The sequence below is a fragment of the Ochrobactrum sp. MYb379 genome, assembly GCF_037479515.1.
GTDB lineage: Bacteria > Pseudomonadota > Alphaproteobacteria > Rhizobiales > Rhizobiaceae > Brucella.
In genome coordinates this window covers 1-21,339 of record NZ_JBBGYW010000007.1, presented here as the reverse complement: position 1 = coordinate 21,339, position 21,339 = coordinate 1, and the positions used below count along the sequence as shown (strand labels likewise).

Sequence of the window (21,339 nt, the reverse complement as noted above, 5' to 3'; positions counted from 1 at the left end):
TTGGAAGACCAGACTATGCAGAAGAACGGCGCACGTATCGGCATTGATGTGGGCGGAACATTCACCGATTTTGTTCTGTTCGATCCCGACAGAAAAAAACTGATACATTACAAAGAACCATCAACACCCGATGATCCGTCAAGGGCGCTGATTGTCGGATTGCAGGCGCTTCTGCAAAAAGCCGAACTTCAGGCTAATGATATCGGCACGCTGATGCACGGCACGACAATTGGCCTGAACGCAATCATTCAGCGTCGTGGCGCCAAAATCGCGCTGATTGTCAGTGAAGGCTATCGCGACATTCTGGAAATCGCGCGCAGCCGAATGCCCTCCTCCTTTGATTTTCATGCCAGAAAAGAAGAGCCGCTGGTGCCCCGGCATCGCATCATTGAAATTGGTGCGAGACTATCGGCTCAGGGTGAAGTCACACAATTCGCAGATGAAGCTGCTATCAGTGACATTGCAAAAAAGTTGAATACGCTTGACGTTGAGGCCGCAGCACTGGTGCTAATCAACGGCTATACCAATCCAGCAATCGAACGCGAACTTTCTGAGAAAATCTCCAAGAAAGCCGGAGGACTTTCTGTCACCTCTGCTGCAGCAATCTGGCCAGAAATCCGTGAGTATGAACGCACGCTTGTCGCCTGTCTTAACGCCTATATTCAACCGCTTATGGGCCACTATTTTGATGGCCTGAAAGAGGGTCTGGCCCGCGATGGCGTGACTGCGCCTATATTGGTGACAGCATCCAATGGCGGTTCGCTCAGCCTTGCATCGGCACAAGAACGCCCGGTCGAGACAATTCTTTCCGGACCTGCTTCGGGTGTTATGGCTGCTGCGCGGCTTGCCAATGCTGCGCAAGTCAGTTCGATTATCACATTCGACATGGGAGGCACCTCCTCCGATATTGCGGTGGCGCAGGATGGCGCCGCACAACTGGCAACGAAAACCGACATTGGTGGACTTCCTCTGGTGCTTCCAGTTGTCGATGTTTCAGCAATTGGCGCAGGCGGCGGCTCAATTGTCTGGGTCGATGATCATGGCGTCCTGAAAGTAGGGCCGCGTAGCGCAGGGGCCATGCCGGGACCTGTTTCTTACGGTCGCGGCGGTACCGAACCCGCAGTCACCGATTGCTATCTGACGCTAGGCTATATCGATCCAATGGGCTTTCTCGGCGGTCGTATGCAGCTTGATAGTCAGGCCGCGCAGGAAGCCTTGGCACGTGTTGGCCATCGCATCGGTTTTAACGGCGACGAAGCAGCGGCGAAAGCCGCAGAAGGAGCGCTCGCAGTAACCACGGCAGGCATGGCAACTGAACTCTACAAAACACTTGCTTCGCGCGGCCTTGATCCGGCAAGCTTTGCTCTGGTGCCATTTGGCGGCGCCGGGCCGACACATGCCAATCTGCTGGCTGAAGAAGTGGGCATCTCTCATATTATCATCCCGCCAGCAGCAGGTACCTTTTGTGCCCTGGGTGCTGCTGCAGCCGATCTGCGTCGTGATTTTGTGCGCAGCCTGCGCCGCTCACTTGATAATGAAAGTGCTGCTTTGCTTGGCGAAACATTTGCCACACTTCAAGCCGAAGGCAGCAAATGGCTTGATGAAGAAGGCGAACAGAGCAGCGGACGGCATTTAGACAAGGCCGCAGATATGCGTTACGTCGGTCAGGCCTATGAACTTCGTGTAGCACTCAACGCAGTTTCCACTGATGCAGAATCTATTGCCGAGGCATTCCACCGCGAACATGAGCGCATTTACGGCTTCCGAGATACGCAGGCAGAAGTGGAACTTGGCACCGCACGACTTGCGGTCATTGGTATTACGCCTGAGCTTAGCGCGCCGGAAATTGCAACAGGTACAGGTGACCCAAAACCCAATGCCTCCCGCCCGCTTTTTCACAAGGGCGCATGGCTTGATGCAGCGATTTTCAGCCGCAATGCACTTGGCGCTGGCGACCAGATAAGTGGTCCCGCCATTATTGAACAGGATGACACAACCACGATCTTGCTGCCTGACTGGATCGCACGCTGCGATACGTCCGGAAATCTGCATCTTGAAAGGCTGACCAAATGAAACTCGATCCGGTCACACTTGCCATTCTCGGCAATAAGCTTGCAGCCATCAGCGAAGAGATGTGCCTGACGTTACAGCGTACTGGCCGCACTCTCTATGTTAAAGAAACGGCTGATTTTGCCTGTGCGCTGGCAGGACTTGACGGGCGTTTTTTTGCCTATCCGCGCTCAATAGGCGTTTCCGGGTTTGTGGGACTTGAATGCGGACCAACGATCAATGCCGTTGGACCGCTGGAGCCGGGTGATGTCATTCTGACCAACGATCCTTATCGTTCCGAAGGTCTTGCAACCCATTTGCCTGATCTGCACATGATCGAACCCTATTTCCATGAGGGCCGTATTGTCGCCTATGGTTGGTGCTTTGTGCATTGCTCAGATGTCGGCGGCCGTGTGCCGTCAAGCATCTCTCCGGTCAATACGGAAATCTTTCAGGAAGGTTTGCGCATCCCGCCCGTCAAGCTGATGAAGCGCGGTGAAATATCGCCGGAAGTTAAGCTTTTCCTTGATGCAAACAGCCGTACACCAGAAGCCAATATGGGCGATATTCGTGCAATGCTTGCAGCGCTTAGCGCCGGTCGTCGCCGCTTTGAACAGGCAATCGCGCAACATGGCGTGGATGCGGTCGCGACCGCAAGCACGGACCTTGTTACTTATGCATCCGAGAAGGCACATGCGGTCCTGCGCAAGGTACCCGCAGGGACTTATGCCTTCTCAGATTATCTCGACGATGATGCTGCCGGAAAGTTACCAGTTCGGATTGCACTAAACGTTACTTTTGAAGATGGAAAAGTCCATCTCGATTTCACGGGAACTGATCCACAGGTCGCAACTGCGATGAATATTCCATCACGCGGCAGACCTCATGCATGGCTCACGCTTCGTGTGCTGGCACTGGTCAACACGCTTGACGCAACTGTTCCGCTCAATGTCGGACTGCTTGATCCGGTGCGCATCACGGCACCTGAAGGAACGCTTGTTAATCCGCAGGAACCTGCCGCTACCGGTGTTCGCCACGCAGCCGCCATTCGTGTCAACGACGTACTCAACGGTGCTTTTGGTCAAGCCTTGCCCAACGTAATGCCCTCCGCATCGTCAGGCACAGTGATCCCGGTGGTTATGGCAGAGCCCGATGGCAAAGGCGGTCGTCGCGTTCAGGTTATTGAACCAATGATCGGCGGCACAGGCGCGCGCAACGGGCACGACGGCGTGGATGGTCGCGATAGCGGCATCTCAAACCTCGCCAACAATCCCGTTGAAACAGTTGAGGCCGAACTCGGCATCGAAATCCTGCGCTATGCGCTGCGCCCGGATTCAGGTGGTGCCGGTAAATGGCGCGGCGGATGTGGTATGGAACTAACTTTCCGCATCCTGACCGATGATAGCAATGTACTGGGCCGTGGCATGGAGCGTCTGCTGTTCCGACCATGGGGCGCTTATGGCGGACAGGCGGGACTACCCGGCCAACTGATCGTAAATCGCGGCAAGCCGGACGAACAAAAGCTTGGCAAAATCGATGTTTTGACAGTTAACACAGGCGATACAGTAACATTTCTGACGCCCGGCGCTGGCGGTTGGGGCAATCCGTTTGAACGATCACCTGCGGCTGTCATGCGTGATGTAAAAGACGGTTTTATTTCAGCTGAAGCAGCCCTCACCTTCTATGGCATCGTTATCAGGGACGGCCAGATTGATGACGCCGCAACCGCTCAGCACCGCACAACGCTATCTAAAGCAGCGCCCACTGACGGTCGCGGACCAGAGCGCCAAAGATGGGATGAAGTCTTTGAACCATCTTTGATGGGTCAGCTCAACCACGCGTTAATTGCACTCCCGGCGACCGTGCGACAGCGCCGTCGCACCCAAGTTTTCCAGACCGTGCTCGAGCAATTGCCGGATGGTTTCCCGCGCATCAATGCGACCCAAAATGCTGCGTCTGCGGCCAAAGCAAAGCTCGCAGCAGAAGTTGAAAATTTACTCGAAAATATCTGACATATTCTGATCGGAGAACCGAAATGCCTATTTTGACAAGACGCAACTTTCTCGGCTCCGGCGCTATGCTGGGTCTGGGCCTCGCCACCGGCAATCTGCCTCGCTTTGCCCATGCGCAGAGCGCACAAGAAATTACAGTCACTGCTTTTGGCGGCGTATGGGAAGAGGCCATCCGCAGTTGTTTTGTTGCGCCATTTGAAGCCAAATCGGGTGCAAAAGCAAATGTCGCGCTCGGTGGCCCGCCGCAATGGCTGGCGCAAATCGAAGCAGCGCCGCAGAAGCCCCCGCTTGATGTGCTGATCATGACTCCGGATCTCGCTCTCACTGCCGCCAAAGCTGGTTTGGTCGATGAGTTCACACTCGACAAACTGCCCAATCTGGCAAAAATTCCACAGGAGTTGACTAACTCGGTTGAGAGCAAAGGAACACTGTTTGACTATGGCGTCGCTGGCATCACTTACAACAAAGATAGGGTGAAAAACCCTCCAAAATCATTCGCTGAATTTGTTGATCGCGTCGCCAGCGGTGAATTTGTCGCTTCGGTTCCATCAATCAGCTATGCAGTCACCCCTATCATGCTCATCTGGGCAATGGCCAAGGCTCTGGGCGGTGGTGTGGAGAATGTCGATCCATTCTTCAAAGCTGTTGAGAAGATGAAAGATAATCTCATCTATTGGGCAAGCCCCAACGACTTTTTCAACCACTTGTCCTCCGGCGAGGCCGATATTGGCATTTATTTCGATGGTCGCACCTGGAACCATTATGATGCTGGCGCAACCTGGATTGACTTCATCAATCCGGCAGAAGGCGGATCGCTCAATGGACTTGCCGTGCAGAAGCCGAAAAATGCCAACCCACTGGCATGGGACTATATCAACGAAGTTCTTGATGCCGCAAACCAGACCAAGTTTGCCGACATTATGAATTACGGTGTGACCAATATTGACGTGGTTTATAGCGAAAAACTGAAGCCTCGCATCACTCCATGGCAGAAAACAGCTTTCCCACCTTACGAGCAGATCGCAGAAGTTCGCAATGAATGGGTTGATCGCTGGAACCGTGAAATCGGTCAGTAAGCCTGTGCCTTGGCGTTCTCGGAGTAGAAATATGAACCAGACGAAACCATCCGAGACTGTAGTAGCAAAGGGGCTCGCCTTACCGGGCTGGCTCCTTGCGCTGCCCGTTTTGGCGTTTCTGCTAGTCTTTTTTGTACTTCCGCTTTTTGACAACAGCATCCGCAGCTTTGTTGATGCTGAAGGTGACTTGACGTTCACTCGCTATATCAAGCTACTAAGCGACCCATTTTACCTGCGCATTATCGGCGAAACACTTTTGCTTTCCGGCGGCGTGACGCTGATATGTGTGGTGATTGGCTATCCTGTTGCTTATTTTCTGGTGCGCAAAGCTGGCCGATGGGCCAGCCTCATCGTATTTTTGCTGATCGCACCTCTTCTGACATCGATTATTATGCGTACATTCGGCTGGCAGGTTCTGTTTGCTCGTCGCGGTCTTATCAATAACCTGCTGGTAGACCAGCTTGGTATCATTTCAGCACCGTTGCGTTTCACCAACTCGCCTGAAATCACTATAGCCGCTTTGGTGCATGTGCTTGTCCCATTCATGGTTCTATCTATCAGCACTGTTCTGCAAGGGATTGATCGCCGGCTGGAGGAATCCGCCAAAATTCTGGGTGCAGGTCGGCTGCGTACATTCTGGGAAATAACCTTGCCGCTTTCCCTCGACGGTATCGGCACTGGTGCAATTCTGGTATTCATGATCGCCAATGGCAGCTTCGTGACACTGGTAATGCTGGGTGGCGGTCTGCAAACCTTGCCACTGATGATCTATCAGCAGTTCAACACGACACGGGATTTTGGCATGGCCAGTGCAATGAGTACAATCCTGCTGGTGATAGCTATTGCTTGTCTCTTCCTGCAACTCCGCCTCGTGCGACAACGGGGAGCCTGATCTATTGAAGACTCTTCATAAAGACTGGGCCGGAATTGCCCTCACCACTTTCGTAATCGCGTTCTTCATTTTCATGCTAGCACCTATTCTCGTTGTCGTCGTAGTATCCTTCACGTCAGCGGGCTATGTCTCGTTCCCAATCCCCGGCTGGTCGCTGAAATGGTTTGCAAATATCTTTGCCTATCAGCCTTTTGTAGATGCGATAATCGTAAGTCTTAAAATCGGTCTGGGCGCAACTGTGCTTTCCAGCCTGATCGGCATTCCGGCATGTCTCTATCTTGCAAGATCCCGTGCCGGATGGGCCAATGCTATCATGACTTTCCTGCTATCCCCTTTATCGATGCCGATGATCGTCATCGGCTTCGCTTCACTGTTTTTCATGAGCTGGCTTGGACTTGGTATTTCATTCACAGCTCTGCTCATCACCCACACTGTGGTTTGTCTGCCCTATGTAGTGCGAACGGTCGCCGGTGTTTATGGAAATCTGCCACGGCGCTTTGAAGAGGCGGCTGCAATTCTCGGTGCCAATCCTTTACAGGTTTTCTGGCACGTAACACTGCCATTAATCCGCCCCGGAGTGATGGCGGGGTCGCTGTTCTCATTCCTGACATCGTTTGACAATCTGCCAGTCAGCTACTTTTTCGCAAGTGCTCAAACAAACACCCTACCAGTCGTAATGTTGAGCTATCTTGAACACCAGTTTGATCCAACAATTGCAGCGCTCAGCACACTACAACTGTTTATGGCAATCATTACACTGCTCATCGTGGATCGCATTTATGGCATCAGTAAAATGACCGTGGCAGCGTAATTTCCGTTGCAAACAGCCAGATCAGACAATCGAAGGAACATTCATGCCTCGCGCTGCCGTTATTCAGCTCTTTCACGAAGCCAATGCGTTCACTCCGGTTTGGGCAAATTACGAAGGGTTTCTGTCTGCACAATATTTTCGCGGCGAAGACGTCAGGCGTGAATTTGGATCAACGAGTAACTGGCTTGGTGGTGTCACTGAAGCACTCGATGAATCTGGATATGACATTGCCTACGGCGTCTGCACAGGATGCCTGCCGGGTGGTACATTAGAAACAGAAAGCTATCACCAGCTGGTTTCAGAGATCATTCAATCACTTGGAGATATTGTTGCGGCTGGCCCGGTGGATATTGTGGCGCTCTTGCTGCATGGTGCTTTGGTGGTTGACGGTGTTGCTACACCCGAAACCGATCTTGCACGAAAAGTCCGCGCAATCGTCGGGCCAGATGTTCGCATCGCTGTTCCACTCGATTTTCATGCCAATGTTGAGCCACTGCTTCCTCATGTGGTGGATGTGATTATTGGCGGCAAATTATATCCACATGCTGATACGCATGCGCGCGGCAAGAAGCTCATGCAGCTCGCACTTGATCCAACGAGCGGAAAAACCCGGCGCTTTCGTCTGCCAGTGGCTGCTCCCATGAGCGCACAAACAAGCGATGCAGAACCGTTTAAAGGTCTGGTTGCGCTGTCTGATGAAATTGAGCAACGCGCTGGTCTCGCCGATGTGGTCGTTATGGGGGGATTCCCCTATGTGGACTCTGATGAAGTCGGTAGTTCGGTGCTTATAACCGGAACTGACGCTGACGCCATGAAACAGGCCTATCGCGACATGGCAGAAGTAATATGGGAAAACCGGGAAGCGATTACAAAGCCAGCACCTTCATTCGAAGAAGTCGCAACTGAGATCTATGCGCGTGCCGCAAAGGGACGTCTCGTGATTGGCGATGCGGGTGATAATCCCGGTTCGGGCGGCGTTGCCAATGTTGCTGATATTTTTGCAAGTCTTTCGGCACAGGACTTGCCCTTTGCAGCGGGTTTTATGGTCGATGGCGAGGCTGTTTTGGCAGCGCAGGCAATTGGCGAAGGCAATCGCGGTGCGATTGCGATGGGACGCCTCCAAAATGGATCCCCATTTGTCGTTGATGCATTTGTAGAGCGCATAACCGACGTTCGTTATCGCAATGAAGGTGCCAACTTGCATGGGGAGTTATTAGAGGGTGGTTTGGGTGCGGTCCTTCGGATTGGCGACCATGGTCATATCGTGCTCGTTACAGAGCGTATTCAGGCTTATGACACACAAGCTTTTCGCAACCTTGGGATAAGCCTTGAAAGCAAGGCGATTATCCACGTTAAATCGAGCAACCATTTCCGCACATCATTTACGCCATTGGCAGAGCAAGGCGTCTTTGTCGTTGATAGCGGGGGCTATGCTTCAACGGATGCTACCAAGTTTCCGTTTACCAAGCGTGCAACCCGCATTCTTCCGCTGGCATCACTCGACAAAAGTGAATGGGACCGTCAAGTCGCAGAAGAATGCGAGATCGCATTTCAGTCTTTATGATGAATAGTCTTTGACGACCTTGCCGCCTTTGATGACAATTCGCAGGTGATCAGCAAAGTTTTCCAGAGTGCCTTTATCAAGTGGATTGGCTGAGAGGATATTGAGATCGGCCCGGTAGTTTTCTTTGACTAAGCCGATTTCATTCTCAAGACGCACCAATTTTGCCGCCGTAATTGTTGCTGCGCGCAGCAGATCGAGTGGTGGAACAACATCCGCTCGCAGTGCAAATTCATGCAATTGGCGAGAATGCATTGGTCCGATCAAATCGGTGCCATATGCCATGGGAACACCCGCACGATAGGCAAGCTCTACCGCATAAAGACCGGAGTCTAGCACCAGCTTAATCTTGTCCATCCGATCTTTGGGAAAACCGCTTTCAGCTCCCACTTCAGCCAGCGCACGGAAGCATGAAAGCGTTGGTGTGAGAAAACTCCCTGCCCGCTTCATCAGCGCGACAGTCTCTTCATCGAGCAAATTGCCATGCTCAATTGAGCGGACGCCATTGCGCACTGCACGCGCAACCGAGCGTGCAGTATAGGTATGCGAGACGACATAGAGATCAGCCATATTGGCCTCATCCACGATCGCTGCAATTTCATCTTCAGAGAATTGATCCGACGTGATGCGGTCGGTTGGCGAAGAGATACCACCATTGGCCATGATCTTGATGTGGTGTGCGCCGCGCCTGATCTCATCGCGCGCAGCGCGACGAACCTCGTCAACACCGTCACAACGTCGGCCAAGACTCACCTGCGCATAGGTTTCATCCGTCCGATCCACACCCATAGCGCGGTGATCGCCATGACCACCACTGGCCGAAAGCGCCTTACCGCCATAAAGAAGCCGCGGCCCTGAAATCAGTCCTTCTTCGACCGACTGTGCAAGACCAAAATCCGCACCACCAACATCGCGTACAGTCGTAAAACCACGCGAGAGCATTCCATCAAGTACCTTTGCTGCACGCGCTGCGACATACATAGGAGACTGGCGCGGAAGCTCGCCAAGGTTAGCGGTGTATGCAGTGGCATGGACATGGGCGTCGATCAGTCCCGGAATAACAAAAGCACCTTTGAGATCAATACGGTTTGCATCAGCTTGCGAAAGCTTGCCGGTGTCGATTTCACGGATAAAGCCATTTTCCAGAACAAGATTTTGATCAGCGTGAATAGCTCCGCTTTCAACATCGACAACATTGGCATTTTCAAGGATTGTAATCACTGTAGTTTTTCCTGCCAGAAAACTTGGAAACGGCAAAAGCCGGACTGGTTACCAGCCCGGCTTTTGTTGTGCGATTTGGCTTATTTTTCTGACCAGCCAACACGATTGAGAAAGAGGTTCTCGTTTGGCAAAGGCGTAAATTCTGCATTCTTGGCCGCGCCATAAAGCACCGAAGCCTGATAGAGCGGGATGATGTAATTTTCGGCAGCGACAATCTCGTGCACCGACTTGTAGAGTTCAAGACGACGTTCCGGGTTGATCACGGTTCGCGCCTCATCCAGCGCCTTGTCCAGACGATCATCCTTGATTGTTGACCAACTGCTCGAAGAGTGCAGAAGCGGATAGAGCGTGCCATCGGCGTCCTGACAGCCGCAGCTCCAGCGTCCAAAAGCTGCCGAAGGGATAGTGTCGGAGCCGGATTGCATCTGCTGCATCCAGTTGCCCATATCAGTCGTGACAATTTTCACATTAAGGCCGACATCATTGAGCATCTGCTGAATTGCCTGCACGACGCGCTGATCGTAGGTTGGCGTGGTAAGCAGTGTAATCTCTGTTTTGGCAGCGTCGCCGACTTCAGCCACAAGCTCTTTCGCCTTTTCAGGATTATATTCTGGTGCTTTGATGCCTTCGACAAAGCCAAAAGATACCGGCGAGGTCAGTTCGTCAATCGGTGCATCGTAGCCGCCCAGAATACCTTCGACGATACCTTGCTTATCAATAGCATGGGCAACTGCCAGACGAATGCGCGGATCATCAAGCGGCGCTTTGTTGATATTGAGCGAGAAGAACGCAATGCGCTCGCCGCGAACCGGCAAAACCTTGCCCTGTCCCGAAGCTTCTAACTGAGCTGCAAGATCATTGTCGAGATTGCTTGCAAGGTCGGTTGTTCCCGCCTGCAAGTTGGCGATACGCGTTGAGCCATCCGGCACTGCACGGAATGCAACTTTCGGAAACTCGCCTTTTTTGCCCCAATAATCATCGTTGCGATCAAGCAGAACTTCGACGCCACGGTTCCAGCTCTCAAGCTTATATGGACCTGAGCCAATCGGCTTGATGTTGAACTCATCTTTACTGACAGCCTCAACGACATGCTTCGGCACGATGGAAAGCTTGGTGAACTGAGCAAGCAGAACTGGATATGGACCCTTCGTCGTCACAACAACGGTGGTGTTATCCTTGGCAACGGCGTCAGTGATCTGATTGAACTGACCAATCTGCGGGCTTGCGAAAGCAGGATCGATAATACGTTTGATGCTGAACGCGACATCTTCAGCCGTCAGTGGCTTACCGTCATGGAATTTCACATCATCGCGGATTTTAAACTCGATCTCTGCATCAGAGAGATATTTCCATTCAGTAGCGATCTGCGGCGTGATCTCGCCCTTGTCGTCACGCGTCAGCAGATTGTCAAAAATGTTGCGGTAGACGTTAAAGCTATCAGTATTCCACTGCACATGTGGATCAAGTGAGCTGGGTTCAGCAATGAAATCCACCGACAGCACATCTTTGGCATTGGCGTTGTACGGTTGAGCGGCAAGCGTCGTTGCTGCCAGCATTGCTGCAAAGAGTGCGTTTCTAAAGCGCATCAACATATCTCCAATAGGTTCCCCGATTTTTCGGTTCAATGCGGCATTATGCAAATCAGACTGGATTTTTGACATCTCAGTTTTTATATTTGCAATATTAATATTGAATAGTGTCACCTTATAAAAATCGACGCAACTGGTGGACATTCTAAATCTTAGCTCAATTGAAAAATGTCATTTCATTTTCACACCTGAAAGAGAAACAGTTGATTTATAGGAACTGTAGAGGCAACATGCTCTTGTTTCCTCTTGAGCGCGATATGGAGATAAATTCTTCACTTCAGCGATTGGGAATGGAAAATACGTTCTTTTCTTTGGCCGAAAGAGATTTCAAAATACGCAACTGAGAGGTCAGTTATAAATGTTGGATAATGATGTCTACACGTCTCCTGTTTCGCTGGAAGGCAAGGGAGACCTGGCAGAAAAGGCACTCCGAAGTGCAATTGTGAATTGCGTTCTGGCACCGGGAGAGCGGCTGTCGGAATCCGCACTTGCAAATGAATTTGCCCTTGGACGCGGTGCTTTACGTGCAGCACTTGCGCGCCTTAAAGCAAGCGGGCTTGTTTCATCTTCAGCGCGAAGCGGTTGGGTTGTTACGCCAATTTCTGCAGGAGAAATCCGCGAGTTGAGTGCAGCAAGACGGCACCTGGAACCTTTGCTTTTTGCAGCTGTACTTGATGAAGCTTCTATCCAACGGCTGACCGCGCTTGGTGAAATGCATTCTGCACTCACGCAGCGCAATGAACTTGGAGGCGACATTCTTCCGACAATCCGCCGCTATGAGCGCGAAATATTGGAGCTGCTGGCTACGCGTCTCAATATGCCGATTGTGTCGGGCTGGCTGACCGATCTTTGGGACCGCGCCGTAAGGCTGGTTAACTTCTTTGAGAAAACGGGGCGTGTCAGACTGATCCCTGCCAACCGTTCGCTGCTGATCAGCGCGATTATTGAGGGCCGCAAGAGCGAGGCTCTGGAATTATTTGGTGCTGCCAACACGGCGCTCGAAACCTATCTGCTCGACCGCTTTCTTGAATCCGAAGCTATGGTCGGCACGAAACCTGTCCGCCGCGATGCAGGCAAAAGCAAAACTGAAAAACAAACACGTTCAGAAGCAAACTTAGAGAAACCAGGGGCATTATAGATATGAAAGTAGCGAGCCGTTCGATCCGTTCCGCCATTGCAGGCCTCATTCTGGCCTGTTCACCACTGACCATGACCACAGCCTTTGCAAAGGATCAGCTGGTTATTGATCTCGTGAACGAACCCTCCTCGCTTGATCCACATAAGCAGTGGAACCCGGACAGCTACTACGTTTACCGCAACATTTTTGACAATCTGGTTACCCGCACAGACGAAGGCGAGATTGCACCGCAGATTGCGACCGAATGGAAATACAATTCCGATAATTAGATCGTCTTTAAATTGCGCGACGATGTTAAGTTTCATGACGGCTCGCCGCTAACTGCTAAAGACGTTGCCTTCAGCATCAACCGCATCATCAATCCTGCTTTCGCCAGCCCGCAGCTCGGTCAGTTCAACAAAATTGTATCGGCTGAAGCCTCCGGCGATCATGAAGTGATCGTGAAAACGGATGGTGCTTACCCGGCATTGCTTGCACAGCTTGTAAAGCTGTCAATCGTCCCTGAGAAAGTCGTTGAGGCAAAAGGCGACGATGCCTTCAATGCAGCGCCTGTTGGTTCTGGTCCTTATAAGTTTGTAAACTGGCAACGCGGTGTATCCGTAGCACTTGAACGCAATGACGATTACTGGGGCGAAAAAGGCGCTTTCAAAACCGCTGAATTCCGCGCAGTTCCTGATGCCGCGACCCGCATCGCCAATCTGCAATCTGGTACCACTGATCTGGCTGTTGGCCTCGATGCTGATCTTGCAACCCAGATTGAAGGTTCGGCCAATGCCAAGCCTTTATCCGTTCTGACCGAGCGTGTTGGCTATGTAAAACTTAACCCGAACCTGCCGCCTTTTGATGATAAGCGCGTCCGCGAAGCTGTAGCCCGCGCCATCGACAAGGAAGCCATTACCGAAGGTCTGCTGGGTGGGGTCGATAAGCCTGTCGCGCAAATGGTGACGCCATCGCATTTTGGTTACGTCGAAGGCATTGAGGGATATGATTATGACCTCGAAAAGGCAAAGCAGCTGATCAAAGATGCTGGCGCCACTGGTAAGGCCGTTAGCTTCGCAACCGCACCCACATTCGATCAGCGCATCGTACAGGCCGTCGCCCAAATGGTGGGTGAAACGGGGCTGACGGTTAATATCGAAACCACAGATATGGCGACGTATCTCAAGCGCGCGCAAAGCGAGCCAGCAAGCCAGCCCGCCATTGCGTTTGGACGCTGGTCTTGTGCCTGTCAGGATGCCGATGGCGTGCTCTTCCCGCTTCTGCATTCGTCCAGCTCCTGGTCGTCAACAAACAATCCTGAAATCAACAAGGCGCTGGAAGCCGCACGCGGCACACTCGACGAAAAGACCCGCCTTGAAAACTATAAGACTGTCAGCAGTTTCGTTGCGGAAGACGTACCGCTTGTGCCGCTTTATCAGGCCGCAATTATTTATGGCGCGGCAAAGCAGCTTGAGTGGAAGCCGACAGCCAATGAAAGCCTCTTCCTCAACCGCATGAGCTGGCAGGACTAGAGCGCATCCAGAGATGCACTCCAAACATGAAAGACTGGCGCAGACATGCGCCAGCCTGAAATAAAAATAACAAGGGAACGATAACCGCAATGCCAGCTTTTTTTCTGACCCGCATTGTGCAGGCTCTGATCGCCATTCTTGGCGTAATGACACTGATTTTCTTTCTGCAACGCTTAGCAGGCGATCCCGTTCTGCTGCTCGTACCGCAAAATGCGACACTGGCCGATATCGAAGCAATGCGCACCGCACTTGGCTTTGACCGGCCTCTTGCTGTTCAGTACCTCGAATATCTGCGGGGGTTACTGACCTTCGATCTGGGACGCTCCTATGTCCAGAACGTCTCCGTCTGGACGCTGATTGCAAGTCGATTGCCCTATACGTTGCTGCTAGCGGGAGGCGCGCTTGTGGTTGCGATCGGTCTTGGCATTCCATTAGGTATTATCATGGCCGTGCGTCGAGGACGCGCAGAATCTAAAGCCATTATGGGTATTGTCCTTGCAGGGCAGTCAATGCCGACTTTCTGGAGCGCAATCCTGATGATCATGGTGTTCGCGGTCTGGCTTGGATGGTTGCCACCATCCGGCGCGCGCGATTGGCCAAGCCTTATCATGCCGTCCATTGCACTCGGGCTTTTGTCCATGGCGACTTTCGCACGCGTTGCACGGACTGCCGTTCTTGATGAACTCGAAAAGGATTATGTGCGCACGGCTCATGCTAAGGGCGTGCCGGTCATGCGCATCGTCATCCGTCATTTGCTTCGCAATGCATCAATCCCGGTGGTGACTGTTGCAGCACTTGAGATTGCCAATCTTCTGGCAGGCGCCGTAATCGTAGAAACGGTCTTCGCATGGCCGGGGCTAGGCCAATTGACCGTACAGGCAATTGCAGCGCGTGATTTCATGCTGGTTCAGGGCGTCGTTCTCTTAGGCGCAGTGACTGCGATTGTGCTCAATCTGATTGCCGACGTACTTTACAGCCTGATTGACCCGCGCATTCGCATGGGAGGTCAGACATGACGTCCCTTACATCATCAAAAAGCACATTCGCCAAATGGTCGAAGAGATTACCCCTGTCGGTTTCACCTTTCCTTGCCATATTGATCCTGCTGCTGTTGATCGCTATTTTTGCCCCCTTTTTTGCTCCTTTCGATCCAAACAAGCAGAACTTGCTGGCTCGCCTCAAGCCACCGGGCTTTGAAAGCCGTGGTGTTGTCTACTATCTTGGATCCGATGAGCTTGGCCGCGATGTCTTAAGCAGGCTGATCTATGGTGCCCGGATTTCACTTTTAGTGGCTATTTCATCGGTCGTCCTGTCCGGCATTCTGGGCAGTATTTTGGGCATGCTGGCTGCTTTTTATCGCGGCTGGACCGAAACAATCATCATGCGGCTTGTCGATATGGTTTTATCCGTCCCGGCCATTCTGCTCGCGATCATTACTGTTGCCATTTTGGGGCCAAGCCTTGCGAATGTGGTGATCGTTCTCGCTCTCACACGCTGGCCACGCTATGCGCGTGTGGCTTACGGGCAGACGCTTTCGGTCGCCAATATGCCTTATGTACGTCTGTCTCGCTTCATGGGCGCAGGCTGGCTGCGCCTGTTATGGCGGCATATTCTACCGAATATTGCAGGGGCGCTTATTGTTGTCGCAACGCTCGAATTCGGCTTAATGGTCTTGTTTGAAGCTGGATTATCTTTCCTCGGGCTGGGCGTACAGCCACCAACTGCGAGTTGGGGTGCAATGCTTTCAACCGGGCGCAACTACGTCGCTTCGGCCTGGTGGATAGCGACATTTCCGGGCCTCGCTTTGTTCCTGCTTGTTCTGTCCATCAATCTTATCGGCGATCATATCCGCGACTGGCTCGACCCACGCGGCAGATAGGAGACTACCCATGAATTTCGAAAATGAATTCAAAGGCAAAAAAGTCATTGTAACCGGCGCGGGTGGCATCATCGGCGGTTGGATTGCCACTGCTTTTGCCAAAGAAGGCGCACTCCTCTGCCTGACCGATCAGGATCAGGCGAAGATTGATGCGCGGATTGCCGAACTCCCCGGCGAAGGGCATTTTGGCATTGTCTCCGACCTCACCGACGGGGCTTCCATCTCAAGCTTTGCCAACGCAGTCGGTACACGCTGGGGTGCGCCAGACATTCTCATCAACAATGCTGGAATTTATCCGTCAGGCTTCTTGCTCGATATTTCGCTTGATGATTGGGACCGTATCATGGGCGTCAATTTGCGCGCACCATTCCTGTTATCGCAGCTTTTTGCAAAACAGATGATCGATACCAAAACGGCCGGTTCTATTGTCAATGTATCATCAGGTGCTGCGCGCAAAATGCGCACAACTGTCGTTCCTTATTGCACCTCGAAGACGGCCCTTGATCGTCTGACAAAAGGCTTTGCACTTGAACTTGCAGAATATGGAATTCGGGTTAATGCCGTCGAACCGGGCTTTGCGGCCGGAAGTGATGTGAGTTCGCTGTCCGATGAACACGTGAACACGGTGACGTCATCGATCCCTCTCGGACGTGCCTCTTCAGCCCCCGATGTGGCATCGGCTGTACTCTATGTAACATCGTCGGCAGCAACCTATGTGACCGGCGCCACAATGACGGTCGATGGCGGCAATTCCATCGGTTCATCGGCTGTTTTCCAGCAGAAAAAGAAGGCGCTATGATCGAAAAACTCGCCATCAAATCGCCATGGCCCGATTATCAATGGCCGTCTGGCAAGCAGTCCGCGACGTTGTTGTCTGTCGATGTAGATGCGCAGGTTCCGTTCATGTGGGCACATCGCGATGCGGTCCCGGATCGTTTGGCAACGCTTGAAATCCGAAGCTTCGGCCCCCGTACCGGGTTGTACCGGCTGGTCGACCTTTTCGCACGATACAACGTAAAAGCCAGCTTTTATGTCCCCGGACTGACCGCTGAAACCAACCCGGAAATTTTGCCAGCATTGTTTGAAGCGGGACATGAAGTCGGCCTTCATGGATATTTCCACGAGATCGTCGCCGATGTATCAGACGCGGAATTTACCGGAGCGCTTGAAGCAAGCATCGAATTGTTCGTTAAACAGACAGGCAAAAAGCCAGTTGGTTTTCGTTCGCCTGCATGGGAATTGACCCCACATATGCTTCGCGAAATCAAGCGTATAGGTTTGGCCTATGACTCGTCTCTTTCGGGCTTTGATCACCCCTATGAAATCGACGGTGTCACAGAAATTCCTGTGCAATGGGCAACCGACGATGCCATTTTCTTCAAGTTTGAGGGCGGTGGGCGCGACAAGTGGCCATTTCAGTCTGGACAGGCAATCTTGCAGGATTGGATTTCCGAATGGCGCACCCTTCACCGCTTTGGTGGGTTGTTTACGCTGACGGTCCATGACTGGATTTCGGGGCGTGCGCAACGCATCGCACTTTTAGAAGAGCTTTTGGACAACATAACCAGTCAAAGCGATGCATGGGTAGCAACTGCTGCGGAGATTGCAGCCCATCATAAAGCATCCGCCAATCTCGGATGTTTTGCTGTCGATGCAAATATCCCCGATGCCATTGGAAATCGTAGATTTGGACAGGCGAATGGCTGAGAGCTGGGCAATCCAGAAAAAGCAGAGCTTAAGTGAAGGCGGCATGGTTGCCTGCCAGAATTGGCTCGCTGCGGAAGCAGGCGCGGCTATTTTGCGTCGTGGTGGCAATGCTATGGACGCTGCCGTAACAACTGCATTGGTCTTAAGCGTGGTCGAACCGTGGCTTTCAGGCGTGGGCGGTGGCGGCTTCTTGCTTCATGCTGATGGCAAAAGCGGCACTGTAAATACGCTCGATTTCAATGTTGTTTCGCCGCGCAATATCGACCCAAACGATTATCCACTTGCTCCGGGCAGCGATGGTGACTGGTTTAACTGGCCGAAGGTGATCGCTGACAAAAACCTGATCGGTTATAGTTCGATCTGCGTGCCGGGTGCGATAGCCGGCCTTGCATCAGCATTGGAACGTTTCGGCTCAATCAGCTTCGCTGATGCGTTGCAACCCGCTATCGAACATGCGCAACGCGGTCTACAGATCGACTGGTTCACCACGCTCTGTCTTGCCATTGATAGCGAAGGTTTGAACCGCTTCCCTGCCTCAAGCGCCCTGTTTCTTGATCAAGGGCGTGCACCGCGTGTTCCTGAAACGGGGTCGCCGCGCCACATTCCGATGCCTAAGAAAGCAGCCATGCTTGAACGACTAGCAAAAGCTGGTGCGCGGGATTTTTATGAAGGCGAAATTGCTCAAAAGCTGCTCATAGATTTGCTAGATGGCGGTTGTCTCATCGACAAAAACGATCTCATCCATTTTGAACCGAAATGGAAAAAGCCGCTCTCTGTTGATTATCATGGCTCAACGATACATGCCATTCCCGGGCTTTCTGGTGGTCCAACGCTTAAACATGTTCTTGATGAACTGAACCGGACCCTACCCCAAGAAAATCCGCTTTCTGGCAAAACGGCGCTCGCCTTCGCGCGATCAATCCGCCGCGCATCTGAAGAGCGTTTGAGAACACTTGGTCATGGCAGCAATGGCGAAAGCTGCACCACACATATCAGCGTTGTTGATCGCGATGGCACAATGGTGTCACTCACCAACACGCTCTTGTCGCGCTTTGGTTCAAAAGTGGTTGCACCGTCGCTTGATCTTCTCATGAACAATGGAATGATGTGGTTTGATCCGCGACCCGGTCAGCCAAATTCGATTGCAGCGGGTGTCAAGCCACTCGCCAATATGTGCCCGATCATTGCCAGCAAAAATGGTGTACCTTATATCGCACTTGGTGCAGCCGGCGGCCGCCAGATCATGCCAGCAGTGGCGCAGATATTGTCCTATATTAACGTTTTTGGCATGTCGCCGGAAGCGGCGTTTCATGCGCCGCGTATTGATGGCAGCGGGGTTAAGCTACGCGTGAGTGAACGTGCACAGCCCGACGTGGCGGCCCGTTTAAACGAAGAATTTCCAGTCGAGATTATTGAGGATACGCTCTATCCCGTGAATTTCTCGATCCCTTCAGTTGTGATGCGTGAAGATGGCCACAATATCGGCATGGCACATCCTTACCATCCTTGGGCAGCAGTGCGCACGGAGGCAGAATGACGAAACCTGTGCTTACAGTCGAAGGGCTTGTCATCGAGATTGCCGGTCAACCCGTGGTGGATGGTGTCAACTTTCATGTCGATGAAAGTGAAATCCTTTCCGTTGTCGGTGAGTCCGGTTGCGGAAAATCATTGACTGCCTTTTCAGTCATGGGACTTTTGCCGAAGGTCGCAAAAGTAGCCTCTGGGAGCATTCGCTTTGGCGAAACTGATCTTTTGCGCGTATCTGACAACAAGCGGCGTCATCTTCGCGGCAACGATTTGGCGATGATTTTTCAGGAGCCTGTGGCTTCACTCAATCCGCTGATGAAAATCGGCAAGCAAATAGAGGAAAGCCTCATCGTTCATCGCAATCTGAGTGGTAAAGCCGCGCGCCATGCCGCTATTGCCATGCTCGAAGAGGTGGGGATTCCAGAACCTGAGATCCGGGCTGGGCAATACCCTTTCGAGCTGTCGGGCGGTATGTGTCAGCGCGCGATGATCGCCATGGCTCTGATCTGTCGGCCTAAACTGCTTATAGCCGATGAGCCTACAACGGCGCTTGATGTTACCATTCAGGCGCAAATACTCGATCTGATGAAGAAACTGCGCGACGAAACAGGAACTGCCATTCTGCTCATTACCCATGATATGGGCGTCGTTGCAGATATGGCTGATCGCGTAGCGGTTATGTATGCAGGGCGCGTGATCGAACAGGCTCCGGTTGAAGCGATTTTCGCTCAACAGGAGCATCCTTATACAAAACTTCTGCTCTCAACCATTCCACGACTGGAGGGGGCACCTAAAACCCATCTGCCAACTATTGAAGGTATCGTGCCCGACATTGGTTCATGGCCCGATGGATGCCGCTTTGCACCACGCTGTCCTATTGCCGAAGATTATTGCAGCGCGCAGATACCGAAACTATCGGCACGCATTGATGTTGGCGCCGCTGCCTGTTGGCGTTCGCAACATGTGGGAGCACTATTATGAGCGACACGCTGCTTTCTGTCGATAATCTCAAAGTTCATTATCCGATTCGCGGTGGCTTGCTGGGCCGTGCTGTTAATCACGTCAAAGCCGTTGATGGCGTTAGCCTCAATATTACTCGTGGCGAAAGTGTTGCACTGGTTGGTGAATCCGGTTGCGGTAAGTCCACGCTCGGCACTGCAATCTTGGGCATGACGAAAGCCACATCAGGCACAATCAGTTTTGATGGAAAGCCAGTTACGCATGGTCTTTCCGAAACCATACGCGGACTATCGCGTGATATTCAAATCGTGTTTCAAGATCCAGCTTCTGCGCTTAATCCGAAACTCACAATCGGCGAGAGCATCGCTGAGCCGCTTGCAATCCATAAGATCGGCACTTCAGCAGAACGTCGCGCCCGAGTTGCGGAATTGCTTAAACTGGTAGGGCTTCATCCAGAACATGCCACGAGAATGCCAGGTGCTTTTTCCGGTGGGCAAAGACAGCGCATCGTAATTGCACGTGCGCTTGCGCTTAATCCCAAGCTGATGATCCTGGACGAACCAGTTTCGGCGCTCGATGTTTCTATCCGTTCGCAGATACTTAACCTGCTTCTCGATCTGCAAAGACAATTTGGCCTGTCTTATCTTTTCATCAGCCACGACCTTTCGGTTGTGCGGCATTTTGCAGATCGTGTTGCTGTGATGTATCTTGGACGCATCGTTGAGACGGGCAAGACCTCTTATATTTTCGATAATCCTGCGCATCCCTATACGGAAGCACTGATTTCAGCCATTCCGTTGCCTGATCCCATCGCTCAACGCCAACGTAAGCGCATTGTCCTTCGCGGTGATCTGCCAAGCCCAGCCAATCCACCAAAGGGCTGCGGTTTTTCCACGCGCTGCCCGATTGCTTTCGACGAATGCCATCAACTGCCGCCGCCGCTCATTGAAGCTAAGGCGGCAAGGTATGTGGCTTGCCACGCTCGATAGTATCAGAGATGGTGTTACTTAACGCTACGGTCTTACAGCACCCCCGCAGACTTCTCCGGCTCATTTAAAGAGTGTTTGCATTTGCGTCATCATGCTTTTCCCGATTTCAGCATCTTATAGCTGCACTATTTCTGGATACCATTTCCTAAAGCAAAAAGCCCGCTCGGGGCGGGCTGTTTTTGGGTGTGTTTTGCCGTTGTAATGATAGGCAGGTAGGCTGGTTGATAAATCTGGGTCGTTTTTTTGGAGATTTTGGTTTTGTGTTCAGGATTTGTGCCGTTCGTGGTGCGATCGATAGTCGATTGATTATCGATTTTGGTTGAACGGGCTTCTCATGTAGCTTGTAGAGGCGGTATAGCTACGAATATGGCGTGTGCATCAAAGGTTTTAGTATTTTTTTTTGAGATTTTGGTTGCG

General features: G+C 52.2%; 18 protein-coding genes. 16 read left to right on the top strand and 2 right to left on the bottom strand.

Annotated features, from left to right (window positions below):
- Nucleotides 1–15: 15 nt before the first annotated feature.
- From WH356_RS14885 to WH356_RS14860, 6 genes are read left to right on the top strand one after another with little or no spacing between them, the layout of a single operon-like run.
- Nucleotides 16–2,073, top strand: coding sequence for a hydantoinase/oxoprolinase family protein (locus WH356_RS14885; RefSeq protein ID WP_339512122.1), 2,058 nt, complete (start codon nucleotides 16–18; stop codon nucleotides 2,071–2,073).
- Complete coding sequence (locus WH356_RS14880; protein ID WP_339512120.1) at nucleotides 2,070–4,061, top strand: hydantoinase B/oxoprolinase family protein; 1,992 nt, start codon at nucleotides 2,070–2,072, stop codon at nucleotides 4,059–4,061. The genes WH356_RS14885 and WH356_RS14880 overlap by 4 nt, the downstream gene beginning before the upstream one ends.
- 23 nt (nucleotides 4,062–4,084) lie before the next feature.
- Nucleotides 4,085–5,137, top strand: a complete 1,053-nt coding sequence (locus WH356_RS14875; RefSeq protein WP_339512118.1) for an extracellular solute-binding protein — start codon at nucleotides 4,085–4,087, stop codon at nucleotides 5,135–5,137.
- Between the two features lie 31 nt (nucleotides 5,138–5,168).
- On the top strand, nucleotides 5,169–6,029 hold the full coding sequence (locus WH356_RS14870; RefSeq protein WP_339512116.1) for an ABC transporter permease: 861 nt from the start codon (nucleotides 5,169–5,171) through the stop codon (nucleotides 6,027–6,029).
- Between the two features lie 4 nt (nucleotides 6,030–6,033).
- A complete protein-coding gene (locus WH356_RS14865) occupies nucleotides 6,034–6,840 on the top strand; it encodes an ABC transporter permease (protein WP_339512114.1) in 807 nt (268 codons plus the stop codon).
- 43 nt (nucleotides 6,841–6,883) lie between these two features.
- Complete coding sequence (locus WH356_RS14860) at nucleotides 6,884–8,404, top strand: M81 family metallopeptidase (RefSeq protein WP_339512112.1); 1,521 nt, start codon at nucleotides 6,884–6,886, stop codon at nucleotides 8,402–8,404.
- Here the strand turns inward: WH356_RS14860 and WH356_RS14855 are convergent.
- Together WH356_RS14855 and WH356_RS14850 are read right to left on the bottom strand one after the other, a co-directional pair.
- Nucleotides 8,399–9,622, bottom strand: a complete 1,224-nt coding sequence (locus WH356_RS14855) for a metal-dependent hydrolase family protein (protein ID WP_339512110.1) — start codon at nucleotides 9,620–9,622, stop codon at nucleotides 8,399–8,401. The genes WH356_RS14860 and WH356_RS14855 overlap by 6 nt on opposite strands.
- An 80-nt stretch (nucleotides 9,623–9,702) precedes the next feature.
- Nucleotides 9,703–11,208 (bottom strand): ABC transporter substrate-binding protein, encoded by a 1,506-nt coding sequence (locus WH356_RS14850; RefSeq protein WP_339512108.1) that lies wholly within the window; start codon nucleotides 11,206–11,208, stop codon nucleotides 9,703–9,705.
- A gap of 361 nt (nucleotides 11,209–11,569) precedes the next feature.
- On the opposite strand from WH356_RS14850, the gene WH356_RS14845 reads away from it, so the two are divergent.
- The 10 genes from WH356_RS14845 (at nucleotide 11,570) to WH356_RS14800 (ending at nucleotide 20,922) form a co-directional block, all read left to right on the top strand.
- On the top strand, nucleotides 11,570–12,349 hold the full coding sequence (locus WH356_RS14845; RefSeq protein ID WP_339512106.1) for a GntR family transcriptional regulator: 780 nt from the start codon (nucleotides 11,570–11,572) through the stop codon (nucleotides 12,347–12,349).
- A gap of 2 nt (nucleotides 12,350–12,351) precedes the next feature.
- Nucleotides 12,352–12,618, top strand: coding sequence for a hypothetical protein (locus WH356_RS14840; protein ID WP_339512104.1), 267 nt, complete (start codon nucleotides 12,352–12,354; stop codon nucleotides 12,616–12,618).
- Nucleotides 12,619–12,630: 12 nt separating this feature from the next.
- Nucleotides 12,631–13,860: an ABC transporter substrate-binding protein gene (locus WH356_RS14835; protein WP_339512102.1), complete on the top strand. Its 1,230-nt coding sequence runs from the start codon at nucleotides 12,631–12,633 to the stop codon at nucleotides 13,858–13,860.
- An 89-nt stretch (nucleotides 13,861–13,949) separates the two neighbouring features.
- Nucleotides 13,950–14,876, top strand: coding sequence for an ABC transporter permease (locus tag WH356_RS14830; RefSeq protein WP_339512100.1), 927 nt, complete (start codon nucleotides 13,950–13,952; stop codon nucleotides 14,874–14,876).
- Complete coding sequence (locus tag WH356_RS14825) at nucleotides 14,873–15,739, top strand: ABC transporter permease (protein WP_339512098.1); 867 nt, start codon at nucleotides 14,873–14,875, stop codon at nucleotides 15,737–15,739. The genes WH356_RS14830 and WH356_RS14825 overlap by 4 nt, the downstream gene beginning before the upstream one ends.
- 10 nt (nucleotides 15,740–15,749) lie before the next feature.
- Nucleotides 15,750–16,538, top strand: coding sequence for an SDR family NAD(P)-dependent oxidoreductase (locus WH356_RS14820; RefSeq protein WP_339512096.1), 789 nt, complete (start codon nucleotides 15,750–15,752; stop codon nucleotides 16,536–16,538).
- Nucleotides 16,535–17,446 (top strand): polysaccharide deacetylase family protein, encoded by a 912-nt coding sequence (locus WH356_RS14815; RefSeq protein WP_339512094.1) that lies wholly within the window; start codon nucleotides 16,535–16,537, stop codon nucleotides 17,444–17,446. Before WH356_RS14820 ends, WH356_RS14815 begins: the two co-directional genes overlap by 4 nt.
- Nucleotides 17,439–18,983 carry a gamma-glutamyltransferase family protein gene (locus WH356_RS14810; protein WP_339512092.1) on the top strand — a complete coding sequence of 515 codons (1,545 nt, stop codon included), beginning with the start codon at nucleotides 17,439–17,441 and terminating at the stop codon, nucleotides 18,981–18,983. The genes WH356_RS14815 and WH356_RS14810 overlap by 8 nt, the downstream gene beginning before the upstream one ends.
- A complete protein-coding gene (locus WH356_RS14805) occupies nucleotides 18,980–19,954 on the top strand; it encodes an ABC transporter ATP-binding protein (RefSeq protein ID WP_339512090.1) in 975 nt (324 codons plus the stop codon). The genes WH356_RS14810 and WH356_RS14805 overlap by 4 nt, the downstream gene beginning before the upstream one ends.
- Nucleotides 19,951–20,922, top strand: coding sequence for an ABC transporter ATP-binding protein (locus WH356_RS14800; protein ID WP_339512088.1), 972 nt, complete (start codon nucleotides 19,951–19,953; stop codon nucleotides 20,920–20,922). The genes WH356_RS14805 and WH356_RS14800 overlap by 4 nt, the downstream gene beginning before the upstream one ends.
- Nucleotides 20,923–21,339: the final 417 nt, after the last annotated feature.